Annotated in this window: 12 protein-coding genes; 3 read left to right on the top strand and 9 right to left on the bottom strand. The window is 54.8% G+C overall.

Annotated features, from left to right (window positions below):
- The coding region (locus tag RMSM_RS09700) for a PVC-type heme-binding CxxCH protein (RefSeq protein WP_008694827.1) at positions 1 to 1,988 on the bottom strand (1,988 nt) is incomplete at its 3' end.
- Entirely contained in the window at positions 1,985 to 3,493 is a 1,509-nt protein-coding gene (locus RMSM_RS09695) for a hypothetical protein (RefSeq protein ID WP_236622070.1), read from the bottom strand. The genes RMSM_RS09700 and RMSM_RS09695, both read right to left, overlap by 4 nt.
- A 672-nt stretch (positions 3,494 to 4,165) precedes the next feature.
- On the opposite strand from RMSM_RS09695, the gene RMSM_RS09690 reads away from it, so the two are divergent.
- Positions 4,166 to 7,120, top strand: a complete 2,955-nt coding sequence (locus tag RMSM_RS09690; protein ID WP_008694824.1) for a response regulator — start codon at positions 4,166 to 4,168, stop codon at positions 7,118 to 7,120.
- Here the strand turns inward: RMSM_RS09690 and RMSM_RS43765 are convergent.
- From RMSM_RS43765 to nhaA, 3 genes are read right to left on the bottom strand one after another with little or no spacing between them, the layout of a single operon-like run.
- Complete coding sequence (locus RMSM_RS43765) at positions 7,076 to 7,351, bottom strand: c-type cytochrome (RefSeq protein ID WP_390172832.1); 276 nt, start codon at positions 7,349 to 7,351, stop codon at positions 7,076 to 7,078. The two genes, RMSM_RS09690 and RMSM_RS43765, sit on opposite strands and share 45 nt — an antisense overlap.
- A gap of 18 nt (positions 7,352 to 7,369) precedes the next feature.
- Positions 7,370 to 7,567, bottom strand: a complete 198-nt coding sequence (locus RMSM_RS43600) for a hypothetical protein (RefSeq protein WP_008694823.1) — start codon at positions 7,565 to 7,567, stop codon at positions 7,370 to 7,372.
- A complete protein-coding gene (gene nhaA, locus RMSM_RS09680; RefSeq protein ID WP_008694821.1) occupies positions 7,568 to 8,851 on the bottom strand; it encodes a Na+/H+ antiporter NhaA in 1,284 nt (427 codons plus the stop codon).
- 108 nt (positions 8,852 to 8,959) lie between these two features.
- Between nhaA and RMSM_RS09675 the strand changes: the two genes are divergently transcribed.
- The gene (locus RMSM_RS09675; RefSeq protein ID WP_008694819.1) at positions 8,960 to 9,295 is read left to right on the top strand and encodes a hypothetical protein; all 336 of its coding nucleotides are present in this window, start codon (positions 8,960 to 8,962) and stop codon (positions 9,293 to 9,295) included.
- Positions 9,296 to 9,298: 3 nt separating this feature from the next.
- Here the strand turns inward: RMSM_RS09675 and rnk are convergent, their stop codons facing one another.
- The 4 genes from rnk to RMSM_RS09650 form a co-directional block, all read right to left on the bottom strand.
- Positions 9,299 to 9,712 carry a nucleoside diphosphate kinase regulator gene (gene rnk, locus RMSM_RS09670; protein WP_008694817.1) on the bottom strand — a complete coding sequence of 138 codons (414 nt, stop codon included), beginning with the start codon at positions 9,710 to 9,712 and terminating at the stop codon, positions 9,299 to 9,301.
- Between the two features lie 573 nt (positions 9,713 to 10,285).
- Positions 10,286 to 11,686, bottom strand: coding sequence for a sigma-54-dependent transcriptional regulator (locus RMSM_RS09660; protein WP_008694813.1), 1,401 nt, complete (start codon positions 11,684 to 11,686; stop codon positions 10,286 to 10,288).
- Between the two features lie 57 nt (positions 11,687 to 11,743).
- Positions 11,744 to 12,925, bottom strand: coding sequence for a two-component system sensor histidine kinase NtrB (locus RMSM_RS09655; protein ID WP_008694810.1), 1,182 nt, complete (start codon positions 12,923 to 12,925; stop codon positions 11,744 to 11,746).
- A 343-nt stretch (positions 12,926 to 13,268) separates the two neighbouring features.
- The gene (locus RMSM_RS09650; RefSeq protein ID WP_040765013.1) at positions 13,269 to 13,493 is read right to left on the bottom strand and encodes a hypothetical protein; all 225 of its coding nucleotides are present in this window, start codon (positions 13,491 to 13,493) and stop codon (positions 13,269 to 13,271) included.
- A 426-nt stretch (positions 13,494 to 13,919) separates the two neighbouring features.
- On the opposite strand from RMSM_RS09650, the gene RMSM_RS09640 reads away from it, so the two are divergent.
- Positions 13,920 to 15,371 (top strand): vitamin K epoxide reductase family protein, encoded by a 1,452-nt coding sequence (locus RMSM_RS09640; RefSeq protein WP_008694804.1) that lies wholly within the window; start codon positions 13,920 to 13,922, stop codon positions 15,369 to 15,371.
- Positions 15,372 to 15,540: the final 169 nt, after the last annotated feature.

The following is a 15,540-nucleotide window of genomic DNA, read 5'->3' as shown; positions in this document are numbered from 1 at the left end:
CTTCCTGCGGGCATCGCCTCGGCCAGCCATTTGGCCAGCAGCTCGGTGGCACGCTGTGGATCTTTGGCTGCAACTCGACGCATCCAGCCTTCGAAGACCGACGTGGGGATCACAGCAGTCGCCGTGCTCGCAGGCGTTGGCAAACTGGCTGCCAATAGTTCACTAGCAAACGCGTCAGGAAACGCCGTCAATAGTTTCAAGATCCAAGGAGCATCGCGATCCTGGACCGCTAGCGAAACCAATCGGGCGACGATCGCATCGGTCAACTGTGACGCATCCACCGAAGCGACCAGCGATTCGAGTGCCGCTTGACGAACAACCAATTCAGCGTCATCTAGTGCCGACATCAACATTGGCATTGCGGCGACAGAGCTGCCATCGACGCGGTTGTCTTGACGCATTTTGACGGCCATTGCCCGCACGCGAGCATGCTTGTCATGTAGTAGTGAAGAGTATTGCTGCGGCGTTAGTGCACCCCAGCGGTTCAACAACAGAGCGATCCGCGACTTCGATTCGCCAGCGATTTTTTCATCAGCTAGCATGTCACCGAGCGATTCAATCACTTTGGATGGTGGCGGTACATCGGCCGAATAGTGAGCATACAAGTATTCCGATGCGAGCATTCGCGATAGCAGATCGTCCGAAACAATTGCCGCGATGGCGCCCGCATCGTCGCGAACCGCCACCGAATTGATCTGCTTGTCCGTCGTATGTACCTGCCAAATTCGGCCAAGCGTAATGCCGTCCCAGGTATCGGGACGGTTTTTTAATTCAACCGGTACCCATTGCGGATGCTCGATCACGGCACGAGCCATGTCGATAACCAATACGCCACCATCGACGTCGGGAACGAGGTCAACGGCGCGGAACCAGTCATCCGAACTGGCCAACCACTCGGCTTCGTTTTCCTCGCGTTCACTGTGCCATTCGCCGTCGCCCCATTGCAAACGTTGGCGCTGGACCAGCGACCCGGTCGGCTCGCACACCAATAACCACTCGGACGCGTTGTCGATCGCCCATCCCGGGGCGGTCACGCCACACGCAGCGCTAAACTGACCGGCGTGTAGGTTGCTGGTGGTCCAGGCGTTGCTGATCGGATGCACTTCGGATTCAAAACCCGATTTACCCACATCGGTAATCGCATCACCCGGCGTCAAGAATGGGTCTCGATCGACCACATCGATCGAAAGCACTGATTCGATTGCGGGATTGCGATTACTGCATCCAAAGCGTCGATTAAACCCATCGATGGTTAATCCGAACTGGCTGTTTCCCGACACGGTTCCCCAGTAACCCCCGTGTGGATCGAAAACGAAATCGCGACCGTGCAGTTTTAACGGTTGAGGACGTTCATCGAATCGAGGATCGACCGCCGTGATTTCGCCTCCGCGAAGCCCATTGGCGACATAGACATATCCATCCGGTGCAAGTTTTGGATGATTTGCGCGAAGTTGTTCATTGTCCGTTTTAAACCCTTTGAACCAGGTTTCGTGCGTATCCATTCGTCCGTCGCCGTCTTCGTCACGTAGAAACGCGATCTCACCAGCCATCGTGACGATCGCACCGTCTCGCCACGGCAGAACACCGGTGGCAAAATCGAGTCCGTCGGCAAAGGTAACGGATGTATGGAATCGGCCATTGGAATCGCGATCGGACAGAACGCGGATTCGACCATGTCGCTCGGTTTGACCTGGTTTGGGTTGTGGGTAATCGGGCATCTCGACGACCCACAGCTTGCCATCGGGATTCCAGGCGGCTGAAACAGGGTCAACGACATCGGGTTCGGCGGCAGCCAAACGGACCTCGAGACCCTCGCGGACTTTCAAATTCTCCAGCGATGCCTCGGGGGAATGCGAAGTGATGGCTGCTTGGTTGGCTGACGCAAGCGAATTCTCCGTCGGCTGCTCGGCAGGAACCGTCGACACCGTAGACCCGGCGGCGATCGCTATCCCTGCGACGATGCGATTCAGTTTCGATGGACGCTTCATTTCTGACCCATTTGATCTAGCAGTGACAAAAGAACATCGGAGATGCGATCCGAAGCATCCAATTGGACCCGATTAGTGCCCAGCCAAGTTTCGTAACCTCCCAATTTATGTTGCGCCGGCGTCGGCAAGTAGCCGTAGCTGCCGTTAGCCAATTCGATCGTAAACGTATCCGACGTCGGGCTGCGTTTCTTCAAATCGAGCCCGGTTTCGGCGAATACTTCGAATGGGATCGCCACAATCCCCAAATCACCGATGCGGAAGGCTTGCAGCAGGATCGAACTGGTTTCAGGCCCCTCGGCAATCTTGCTGACCCGGTCGCCGTAGATCGAAGCGAGTCGATGAACATTGGCGGGCGATTGGCCGGCGTCTTGCAGACTCGCGAAATAACGCATCATTTCGGGATCAGGTTTCCGCATTTGTAGTTCGAGTTCTTGCGACGCGGCGGACAACGAAACCCATTCGTGGTGCTTGATCTCCTTGTACGCGTCGGCGACGCGCTGGACAATCAAATTGGATACTTCGTTGATCCGTTGATACGGTTCGTGTTTGGCTGATTTTTCGCGAAAGGCGATATTGTTGACATCACCGCTGGTACCATTCGTCATGATGCCAACGAAGGATTCCGATTCGGCGTCAGCCCCAATGCGTTTGCCAATTTTTTCTGCAAAGGCTCCAAAGTAGTCGGCGGAAACATCACCGCTGGGCACGCCACCGACGTAGTGCAACGAGTAGTTTGCCAACAGCGCGATCGGTTTGCCGTCGAGCGATTGCACGCTCAGGAAGGAGACTTCGGGATCGATAGGTCCCGCGGGTTCGACCAGCTTGTCGCTGCCTCGAGGCGGATTCATGCGGACTTTGTCAACGCCGCCAAACGGATTCGTCAGTAGCTTTTCGTCTTTGACGTACCAGCGACGATTGTGAACTTCGGACGCCTCATTGACACCACCCCAGCCGATTTTGGCAGGCTGCATTTTGGCCACCGCGCTGGCGATCCCGTCGGCGATCCGGCGCGCCAATAGACTTTGGTAGCTGTCTAATATCAAAACTCCATCGACTTTGCGATCGGCTCTCGCAGAAACCGCCGAATGCGTATGGGTGGCCGACATCAACACGTTTGCCGACGGAACATCGGTCTCGGAATCGATCAGCTTTCGAGCCGCGTCAAATACATCACGAGGAATGCCAACATTGTCACAAATCGCAAATGCAATCGTGGTGGTTCCATCGCTGAGCGCCAAACATCGTACGTGCAGGTCATCATGGATATGCGTGGCGGGAGGCCGATTCCAGTTCCCAACAATCTCGAGTCCCAGCGGAGGTGTGATTTTGACTTTCGCAGCACCGGCACGAAAAACCGCGGGCTCCGCAGCATTGACTTGCGATCTGACGGCGTTCGGCAATCCGAACGCGACAGCGATCAGCAAACTGAATTGGATCATCCGCTGTGGGCATCGCAGGAAAAAGATCGTCATAAAGCGATCACACATCATGGGAACACCTTTCATTTGAGTGATCTGTGTCCGACATCGCAAACAGATCAAGGAACGGCAAGAGATAGCGGTGAGCTTGGTAATGAACGAGGGGGGGATGTTTTGGGGGCATGACGATCGCGGCAGGCGTCATGGTGATTCTCGCTGGTTCGTAGCACGTCCAGACTTGGGGGGCTGCCGTATTCTATAGGCTTACAGCGCGGCCGTGGGGTTGGTGCCCAAAAAGACTCGATTTCTGCACATCGCTACGGATCCGCTGCGAACCGAGCCGCTGGCCCGCAATACTATGTTGTCCGGCTAAGATGTGTGACAAAAATCGTCTTCCGTCATTTGGGCCGTGTTGTTCCCCCCGCGTGTGCCTGGCGTGGTAGCATAGGGGTAAGCAGGTAGGCAGAAGCCTTTCGGCAAGTTAGCCGTTTTGGCCGCTAGCCACGGTTCCCAAGCACACCGGGGCTAGAAGGACGTTGATTTAATGAGCCGCTCGCGCGCGAGCGGCCGGGTTCCACGCATTACCCGGTGCCTTACGGCCCACGGCTCATCGATGCGATTTGCATTTCGACTAAATCAGCAGGCTGCGAACGGGGACTCAGCCAATCATTTCTACCTACCTGCTTAGCATCGAGAGCGTGCCAACTTCCAAAACAAAAATCCTCCGTGCGGAAGCACCCTCGTCTGAAAGGGGATCGAATGGGCAATATTCAGGACCCAGAACAGCCAGAGCTAATTGCCAAGTTTCGTCGGGCGTCCCGCGTTGCCAGCGTGGTGGTGATCGCGATCAGTGTGATTGTGTTGATCGGTTGGTCATTGGATCTTGAGGCGTTGCGAGCGTTGTTGCCAGGCAAAGTGGCAATGAATCCGGGCGGAACAGCCATTGGATTTATGCTGTGTGGTGTAGCGCTGTGGCTGTCTCGGTTGGATTCGGATCATGGATCGGACCCGGCGTCGGAGCAGTCTGCTGAGGCGTCCTCCTCGCGATTGGCAGCGATTGGATTGGCGTCGATGGTCGTTGTGATGGCGGCCGTTCGTATTTTGGGTTACCAGTTTGGTTTCGATTGGGGGCCCGATCGCTGGCTGTTTCCAGCAAAGTTGGACGCCTATGAGATTCCCAATCGGATGGCGCCCAACACGGCGCTCAATTTCCTGTTCTGTGGTCTCGCACTTGTTTTTGCGAATCTTCGTTGGCGATGGCGGTCGCTGCCCACCGAAGTGTTCACGTTGGCGGCGGCGCTGGTGTCGCTGCTGGCGATCGTGGGTTACGCCTATAGCAGCGTCAATCTGATTGGGATGAAAGCGTATATTCCGATGGCACTGAACACCGCCGTCGGTTTTGCCGTCCTTTGTTTTGGCATTCTGCATTCGCGTCCGACCGAAGGTCTGATGAAAATCATCAGCGACCGCGGTGCGGGCGGCGTGATGGCGCGACGATTGTTGCCGGCCGCGATTGTTATTCCGACCGTGATCGGTGGATGTCGCTGGTGGGCACAACAGCATGGCGTGTTTGACCCGGTCATGGGTTTGTCAATGTTCGTGTTGACCAACATCGTTGTATTCAGTGGTTTGATTTGGTGGAGCGCCGCGTCACTGAATCGGACCGACGCGGCGCTGCAGCAATCGCGAATCGAAGCCGAGGCTGCGAATCGGGCCAAGAGTGAATTTTTGGCCAATATGAGTCACGAGATTCGCACGCCCATGAATGGCATCATTGGGATGGCCGAGTTGTTGTCCGATACGCGGCTCGAACAGGACCAGCAAGAATTCCTCGGTTTGATCCGTCAATCCGCCGATTCGTTGTTGCGGTTGCTGAACGATATCTTGGACTTTTCGAAAATCGAAGCCGATCGTTTAGAGCTCGAAGAGATCGACTTTGATTTGCGAGATTGTGTTGGCAAGGCGATGAAGTTATTCGCACTCAAAGCGGATGAGAAAGGTTTGGAATTGGCGGCGCGCATCGACCCATCGATTCCCAATCGTTTGGTGGGCGACCCCGGACGATTGCGACAAATTATCGTCAATTTTGTCGGCAACGCGATCAAATTTACTGAATCGGGCGAAGTCGTGGTGGATGTCAACTCAGACGAAGTGACCGACCAAACGGCAGTACTACACATCAGCGTGCGAGACACGGGAATTGGAATTCCCGAGGAAAAACAAGCAAAGGTCTTCGAAGCGTTTTCGCAAGTCGATACGTCAACCACGCGACGTTTCGGAGGCACTGGGCTAGGGCTGACGATTTCAACCAAATTGATCCAGATGATGGGAGGACGCGTTTGGTTGGAAAGTAAGCCGGGGGTGGGTACCACGTTTCATTTTTTGATCCACTTGCAAATCGCGGCGGATCAGTCACCGCGTCGACCTGCCGACCTCAAACGTTTGCGGGGAACTCGGGTGTTGGTGGTTGACGACAACTCAACCAACCGCCGTATTTTGCAAGAGATGCTCGCACAGTGGGGGCTCGATGCCGAGATGGCGGGTGATGGATACGAGGCGTTAGAGGCAATTGATGCGGCGGAGCAAGCTAAGACGCCCTTTCGCTTGATCTTGCTGGACTATCATATGCCCGAGATCGATGGATTGGAGTTCGCCGAGCGATTAGCAAGTCGCAAGGTAAAATCGCCTATGACCATCGTGATGTTGTCGTCATCAGTGGGCGGGTTGCAGCCGGCCGTCATGCGTCGCATCGGAATTGCTCGCTTTATGACGAAGCCGGTGATCGCGTCGGAGTTGCTCGATGCGGTCTTAGAGTTGTTGGGGATCACGTCCATCGGCGACACCGCGGATGATTCGCGTGCTTCACAAATGTCGGTGCAGCCCAGGAAGGTGCTGTTGGCCGAAGATGGTATCGTGAATCAAAAGGTCGCGATCGGCTTTTTGACGAAATGGGGTCACCAAGTGGTGCTGGCGCAGAACGGTCGCGAGGCCGTGGATGCGGTTCGTCGCGAAACGTTTGATTTGATCTTGATGGATATTCAGATGCCAGAGCTGAATGGGATCGAAGCGACTGCCGCAATCCGCGAGATGGAAGGGGATAAGAGCACCCATCAAATGATTGTCGCGATGACCGCAAATGCGATGAAGGGAGATCGCGAACGATTTCTCGCCGCCGGGATGGACGACTATATCGCCAAACCGTTTGATCCGCACGAATTGCAGCGCGTCATTAATCAATCAGCAAGCGGGGCGCTGCAGGAGTCCGGCGCCGCAGCGATGGCGTCGGTCGAACCCGATTTGCCGCAGCCGTGTTCGGCAAAGTGTTTGCCCGCAACAGGTGAGAACGCAGTGAAGGAGAGCCCCGCAACGAATGGGCAACCGCAGCTCAACTGGGAAATGACACTCGAACAAACCTGTGGCAGTGAAGAGATGGCTTGCGAGCTAGCGAAAGTCTATCTGGATGAATCGCAGCAGTTGCTTGAGAAAATTCACGCCGCAATGGATCACGACGACGCAGCGGGACTCTCACGAGCCGCTCATACTCTAAAGGGAGCATCGGGGTATTTTGGTGCGATCGATGTGGTCAAGGCCGCAGAAACACTCGAGCATCAAGGAAAAAATGGCGACCTTGATTCGATCAAACCGGTCCTGGACGATCTCGTTGCTGCACTAAACGAATTGGCAGAAGAGCTGAAAGCCAAAACCCATGTTTGATGAATCCTCGTCCGAAAAGCGAGAAATTGTCCTCGACCGCCCCCTTACTCTGATGTTTCGATCCGTCGTCGGCATGGCACGAAGCACAATGATCCTCATACAAATTCGCTGTTCCAGCGTGATGACTTTTCCTTCCCGCGGCGACCACGCCGGATAGGCCGCTGCGACACCGATGAACGAGGCCGCTTCGTGGTGCGTTCCTGCATCGAGATGACACGAGGTGCAATTCAGTGCGTTGCCGACATAGGGTCAGGATAATGGATGATCCTTGGTGTTTTCGACCAATTCACGGCCTAGCTCGATCAAACGCCCCAGTTCGCCCGGCGGAAGATGGCGTGTGGATGGATCCGGCGCCGCTTGATCATCGTCCGCAACGACACGCGATCCAACCGTAATGATCGTCAGGGAACAAAAGACAACCCCGAGCCAGAAAATTGATTTCAACATTTACTCTACCTCTGCTGTCGAGGTGGGGGCTTTGGGGAGCGTCCAAATCAGCATCGCCATACCAAGTATTGCACTGATCGCTGACCCCACGATGATGCCTGTTTTAGCGGTGTCGAGCCCATCGTCACCGAACGCCAATCCATCGATGAATAACGCCATGGTAAAACCGATGCCGGTCAGGAAGCTGCCCGCGATCAAGATACGCCAGCTCACACCCGAGGGTAGTCTTGCCCAACCGAGTTTGACGGCCAGGATACAGAACAGCAACACGCCCAGCGGTTTACCGACGACCAATCCCAGCGTGACTGCGATCGCAACCGAATCCTCGATGTTACTCAATTGCATCACAACGCCCGCGTTGGCCAATGCAAAGATCGGGATGATAAAATAGCTGCTCCAAGGATGCAGCGTTGTTTCAAGGTACTCCAGCGGGGAAACCGTTTCACGCGTCAACCGCTGAACCTCACGCACCTTTCTGGCACGCTGATTGACCGTGTGCCAACTTTCACCGCGAAACGATTCGCCGGTTTTGATCAAGTATTGATGGAAGTGATCCGGCACAATCGTGGCCTTGGCTGGCGTCATCAACCCCAGAATCACGCCCGTCAAGGTTGCGTGGACTCCCGATTCGTGAAACGCAAGCCAGGCTACGAGCCCAGCGATGATATAGGGCGGGAAACGGCGAACGCCAATCCGCGAGAAGAGATGGACGACGGAGATCCCGATTGCTGCCAGCATCAGGAAGCGACCATCCAATTCTTTGGTATAGCCAACGGCAATTACGATAATCGCACCGATGTCATCGACGATCGCCAGCGACAGCAACAGCACGCGTAGATTATTGGGCACACGCGAACCGAGTAGGGCCAAGAATCCGACGACAAATGCAATGTCGGTCGCCATTGGAATTCCCCAACCGCGTGCGGCGGGTTGATCATATTGCAGCGCCAAATAGATGCCTGCCGGTACAACCATGCCGCCGACAGCCGCTGCGATCGGTAACGCGGCGCGACGAAGATCCGAAAGCGCTCCGTGCACCAATTCACGCTTGACTTCTAATCCAATCACAAAAAAGAAAATCGCCATCAACCCGTCGTTGATGATGTGCCGCAGTGAATGCTGAAACTGCAGCGTTCCAAACGAGACTCCTACCTCGGTTTTCCAAAATTGGAGGTAGGAATCGGCCCAAGCGGAATTAGCCATGAAAATGGCCAATGCGGTGCAAAACATCAACAGCACGCCGCTGGTCGCTTCAATATGCAAAAAGCGAGCGACCGGGCGCACGAATCGATCGATCGGTCGTTCAGGAAGTAGAACCGTCACATTGTGTGGGACTGGTTGGATGTGCTTGTAACGAGAGTCATTGGTTGTTGGTGAAGCCATTCATTCTCCGTGAATTGTAACACAATTGAATATCCGTTTCGCCATCTAACGATTGTCCGTCGCCAGCAACTCAAAACGCGTGGTGAGGCATCCTTCTCTACCGGGAAAGTGATCTCACCGGAAATCCGAAACGGCAAAGAGCTAAGCAGCCAGGCAGAAGTCTTTCGGTCTCTTAGCCGCTTTGGCCGCTTGTTGATTTACTCGTGCGATGGACTTCCTAGCTCGTCGAATACACAACAGCCCGCTAGCCGCTTGTTGATTGAAGCGTACGATGGACTTCCTAGTCCGTCGAATACCCCGGTGACGGACGAGACGTTTCCATCCGGCGCGATCAACGGTGGGTGACCACTAGGTTGCCATCGCTTTGCGTTCGGGGTGAAACAAAATGTCGTCGATCTGCATCTTGATAGATCCGCTGGGGATATTCCAGTGAACGCAATCTCCGACTCGACAACCTAGAATCGCAGTACCGATAGGCGAAAGCACTGACAGTTTACCCGTCGCGATATGAGCTTCTTCGGGATACACCAAGGTATAGGTTTCCAATTTGTCGGTGTTGCGATTTCGCAGTTGAATGATCGAATCCATCGACACGACGTCGGCGGGAATCTCTCGCGAATCAACAATCTCGGCCACATTCAATTTGCCGCGTAATGCCAGTAGATTTTCCCGGTCGTAGATTGCCTGCGTAAAATGGGTCGACAGCAGTTCATCAAGACGTTGATAATCACTTCGGGTGATAACGATTTGTTTGTAGCTCACGAAATGAGGCTCCGAATCGAGAGTGGGCGTCTCAAATTTATGACGTAGGTTTAATTTTGAGAGCAAGTTTGAGTGGTGGGATTTTGTCAAGGACGAGAACGGTCACGGCATGAGGATCAAAAAAGCGAGCTTCGGATGAGCCCGCTTCCGTCCTCCGTTTCGGATGCCTGGACGACGGCTTGGTTTCTGCATTGCAACCGCCGCGCCAAAGCAACAGGGATTTTTCACCTAACCCGTCCGAATTGGACCGTCCAATCGAGAAACAATGGTTATTGGGTTTGGGCGTCCGCCATCGTCGTCCGAAAAGTGGCGAAAATTCTCCTCGCCGGGCAATAATGAATCAGGACGTTTGCCGATGGAACGCGCAACACGCCCGTCAAAACCGAGCGGTGTTTGGTCAAATGACACCCTACGTTGACAGGGCGACACGAGGCTCCGTCTGAAAACCACCCCTCATCCTTTCCTTCTCCCCCGCTATCCGCTTCGCGGGCTGAGGAGAATGGACATGAAGCTCCCCTCGCTTCGGCAACTTGATGACCGCAAGTCCCACCTCGACTCGATCAAAAACTAAAACTATTTGCGGTAGTCGGCCGCCGCGATGCCGTGTTTCTTCAACAGCTTGTGCATGCCTTGCCGCGAAAGGCCAGCCTGTTGCGCGGCGTTAGAGATGTTGCCGGCATGTTTTTCAATCAGCGAACTCAAATACGAATGTTCGGCACTTTCGACCGCGTCATCACGTGAAGCATCGCCAAACACCGACACCAGGTGGTTGCCACCGTCGCGAACGCGTCTTAATGGTTCGGGCAGGTCGGCGAATTCGATCGTTTCGCCCCGAGACAGTGCGATCGCTCGCTCGACCGCATTTCGTAATTCGCGAATGTTTCCTGGCCATTCGTATCGACGAAAACAGTCAAGGGTTTCATCAGAGAATTGGGTGACCGGCGAACCGCTGGGCCGCAGTTGTGACAAGAAACGCTTGGCCAACAACACACAATCTTCGCCACGTTCACGCAGTGGTGGCAATTCGATATGGATCACGCCAAGACGGTAATAGAGGTCTTGGCGAAAACGTCCCTCACGCACTTCGGTTTCCAAGTTGCGGTTGGTCGCGCAAATAAAACGCGTGTCCACTTGAACCGGAGTGCTCTTGCCAACGGGGGTAAAAATTTGTTCCTGAATTGCACGCAGCAATTTCGCTTGCGACGTAGCCGGCAATTCGCCAAGTTCGTCAAAAAAGGCGGTCCCTTGATGACAATGACTTAGCAGCCCCGTCTGGTCCTTGACCGCGCCGGTGAACGATCCTTTGACGTGTCCAAACAACACCGATTCGAACAAGGCGTCGGGGATTGCGGTGCAATCAATCACTTGGAAATTATTGTCTTTTCTTTGACTATGATCGTGAATCGCTCGGGCGACCACCTCTTTGCCCGTACCGCTTTCACCGGTGATCAGGATGTTGGTATCGGTTTGTGCGACACGATCGATAATGTCCAGCAGTTCCAACATGGGGAGGCTGTTGCCGACGATTTCAGGATATTTTTCAATCAGCGTTCGCTGTGCGATGTCGTTCGCCGGGTCAGTGGCTTCAGGAACGTGGGACGGGTGCGCCAGAACTCGTTGTACGCTGCCCAGCAGGTCTTCGTAGCTGACGGGTTTTAGCAGGTAGTCGGCAATTCCCAATCGGATGCTCTCGATCGCCGTGGGCACCGAGGGAACTCCGGTGATCACGATTAACGGAATGTGCGACCAATGACGACGCTCTTCGCGAAGCAGTTCCAGTTTCAAGTTGCCGGGCATATTTAAATCCGACAACACCAAATCGAATCGCTCTCGCCGCAGCGCTTCCATCGCCGCATTTGCGTCCGCGACACAAACACACTCGTAACCCGATTTACGCAATAATTCGCCGGTGGTACGCAAGTACAGCGGTTCGTCATCCGCGATCAAAATGCGAGCCAAGGGAGAATCGTTCATGCGAGTGTTGCGGTAGTAGAGAGTTGGAGAAGCCAAATGGAATGACGTGATTGTTGGTTACGAACGGTTGAAGAACGCGGCGAAAACAGCTCCCTCGCCGGGTCGACTGTCGACTTCGATCGATCCTCCCATCGCCTCAATGAGACTTCGTGATACCGAAAGACCTAATCCCATTCCTTGTTTTGACTGGCCCGTATTCGTCGGCTGGCCCGTTTTCGTGCTGAAAAACGGATCGAAGATGTACGGCAGCGTTTCGGCGTCGATGCCATCGCCGTGATCGCGGACAGCCACGCGAACCGATTGGTTGCTTGTGCTCACTTGCACCGTTACCACTTCGCCGCTCGACGAAGCTTGGATCGCATTGCGAATCAGATTCAATAGGATCTGCTTGACCTCGCCCTCAGGCAACGTGACTTCGACCGGCTTCGGGTTGGCAATCAAGTTGATGCGGACGCCGGTTTTTCGCATCAACGGTTCCAACAGCGACACCACATCGGCAATCGCCTTTTCCATCAAAAAGCGGCCACGCTGTTGCTGGCTGGGGCGGTACAGTTGGTACATTTGATGCGTGATGGAACTGATCCGTTCGATCTCGCTGTCGATCAGTTCGAGCAACTCGAAATGTTCGTGCTCGGGTGTCAAATCCGATTTGAAAAGGGCAAACGCATTCCGGATTCCGGCCAACGGGTTGTTGACTTCGTGTGCCACCCCAGCGGCGAGTTGTCCCAGCGCGGCCAGCTTTTCCATTTTGCGACGATGGACCTCCAATTGAGCGATCCGGGCGGTTCGCTCTTGGACCAATTGTTCGAGATGTTCCGCGTGCAGCCGTAATTGTTCTCGTAATTGATGACGTTCGGTAAAGTCGCGGATGCTGGCGCGAAATCCAAGATGGGTTCCCGATTCGTCGTACATCGGTTGCCATGAAACCGCCAACCAGCGTTCACTGCCATCTCGGTGAATCCCGCGAAAATCGACATCGTTTCCAAAATGGCCTTCGCGTGCCTGTTGCATCACCTCGGCAATCCGGTCGCGGTCCTCCGGTGCGACCATCGGAAGCGGGTAGTCGGGCATCGCCAAGCATTCATCTGGCCGGTAACCGGTCATTCGCTCGACGGCCGCGTTGACCCACAGCAACCTTCCTTCGGGTGAGTGCCAGCTCTCCCAATCGTAGGTGTAGTTTGCGATCGCGCGGAAACAATCGTTGCTGATTTCGTCGTTCGGGTGCAGTTGGACGTCCATTTAAGTCATTCTAAGCTGAGCAATCGGTGTGATTCAACTTTTAAGCAAGCAGGCCGAATAGAATAGCACCCCGTTCCGCTTTGTCGCTTGTTCCCTTTTGTCCAACGCTGTGAAGCATTTATCCCCGTGTTCCGCCAGGTTTTAGCGGCAGGGCTCGAGCCCAATGTCATCTACTTTGGTAACCATTGCGGGGGGCTCAAGTAGTGGGATTCGCCAGAATTCCCCTCTTTGCTGTTGAAACACCAGGAACTCTGGCGAGTCCCACTACCAAAGTAGATGGCATTGGGCGCGAGCCGTCCGGTTGAGGCGAGTAAAACAGCGCTGCCGCTTTGTCGCCAGCGGATCACGATACAAACAATGATCTCAATGCAATCGCCACAGCGAATAACAGACACAAGATCACTTGGCCGCGTACTTGAGGGAATTCTGAATCGTGTTGGACCAGTTCGGACGTCGGCACTTTCGCGGTTGCCGCATGACGAGAGGCGACCAAGTCAAAGACGGACTCGTCGAAATCGGACGGAACATCAAATTCGTCAAGCGGATAATCGGGGTTGCGCATTAACATGTCGAGGCTTTCGTTCGCGAAAAGAAGGAATCATGTCACTCCCGTGGCGGCGAGTTCCCCTCTAATGCAATCAAGATGCCGCAACACTTTTATGGCGGTTTTTACGTGAAAACGAGGCCAAAACGCCCTTTTAGGCCTTTCGGTACGTCAACGTGTGACGTCACTGTCGATCACGGTTGACGATCGGGGGGTACCCCCAAATCCATGTCCCGTTTTTGTCCAGTTTGGTCATTTGGCAATCAAGCCGGCAAGCTTTCAGGTCAGTGCGGAAACTTCAAAAGTTGCTATTCGCCGCAAAAATAGCGGCTTTTTCTGCGGTCGTCGCCTTGGCCGAGGCTGTGGAACCGGATGCGGCACGCCACCTGCTTTGCTATCGACGAATCGAGAGTTGCATCATGCCTTACGCCAAATTTGAAGAGAAATAAGATGTCTGCTGCGGATTTGTTCGACCGTTCGTCGTCAAGCTGGTTTCCGTTTTCACATTCACATCACGCCACTCACGGGCGGCATCGCGGGCATTTTGCGTCAGTCGCACCGATCAAATGGGTGTTGTTATTGTGTAGCAGCATCGCGCTGGCCAGCAGCAGCTATTTGGCTTGGGTTTCGTTGACGTCGGGCAGCGTGGCGGGATGCAGCGGTGATTTGTTCAATTGCGATCATGTTCTGCATAGCCGCTGGGCGACCGTGATGTCGATACCCGTCAGCATTCCTGCGATCTTGACGCACGCTTCGATCTTAGGACTGCTATTGCTGCGACCGATGCAGTTGCGGTGGGAGCGGTACCGTTGGCCGATGATCAGCTTTGCGGCATTGACGGCCGGCGCGGCAGCACTTTGGTTTGTTGGTTTGCAGGTCTTCTTGCTAGAGCATCTCTGCCCCTACTGCTTGGTCGCGCACGCCGCCGGCTTAGTCGCGGCAGTCGCGGTGTTGTGGCGTCGACCGCTTCGCAAGTCGACGCTCGCCAAAGTCAGTGGTGCGGCAGTGACGTCGGTCGCATTGTTAATTGCGTTGCAAGTCAGCACGCCTGCACCGGATACGTTCGAAGTGATCGAACACACCACTCCGCCTGCAGCGATCCCCGCCGAAACGACACTTCCTGCGGAATCGACGACGCCGGATAGCGATTCGATGCTATTCGAAGCTCCGATTTCGTCGACCAGCTCTGCCACACCCCCTGCAAAGACAACCGTGACGGGAGTTTCGTTGGCGTTGGGATTGCTGAATCCCAGCATGTTAATGATGGGGCAAGTCGACCAGGCTGATGGTGCAAACACGTCGACAAAGCAGCCTGAGAGACGTACCGCAAGCATACTAGGCGGATTGAAACTTGATACTCGCCAGTGGCCGTTGATTGGAAAGCCTGACGCCGAATTGGTGTTTGTCGAGTTGTTTGATTACACGTGTCCTCATTGCCAACGCACTCATGGTGCGCTGTCACAAGCGAAAGCACGCTATGGTGATCGCTTAGCCGTGATCGTACTGCCGGTACCGCTGGACCGATCATGTAACCCCACGGTTCGCCAAACGGGTGCTGCACATGCCGAAGCATGTGACTTGGCACGCCTGGCCATCTCGGTCTGGGTAGTCGACCCTAAAGCGTTCCCCAAATTCCATGATTACGTATTCGACAACAAGCCAAACTATGCGACTGCACTACAGCACGCATCGCAGGTAGTTGACTCGGAAAAGCTTCGCGAGACGATGAGTGGTCCGATACCGAGCGATTACATTGCAAAGCATGTGTCGTTGTACAAGCGAGCTGGCGAAGGGGCAATTCCCAAGCTGTTGTTTCCTACCAGCACCACGGTCGGCGAAGTCGCCTCGGCCGACCGTTTGATCCAATTGATCTCACAACATCTAGAGCGGGCAAGTCGCTAAGTGGATCGGGGCGTTTTGGCCGCAAGCCCCAGTTGGATGCTAACGAACCCGTGGCTCGCGGCTTGTTGATTGAGTCGGAATGCGAATCGCCTTGGTGAGCCGTGAGCCGGTGGGGCGTAAGGCACCGGGTAACGCAAGGAACCCGGCCGCTTACGCGTCACGGCTCATC

It is taken from the genome of Rhodopirellula maiorica SM1, assembly GCF_000346295.1.
Lineage (GTDB): Bacteria > Planctomycetota > Planctomycetia > Pirellulales > Pirellulaceae > Novipirellula > Novipirellula maiorica.
The sequence above is the reverse complement of the archived record's forward strand: the minus strand, read 5'-3'. Positions and strand labels throughout refer to the sequence as shown.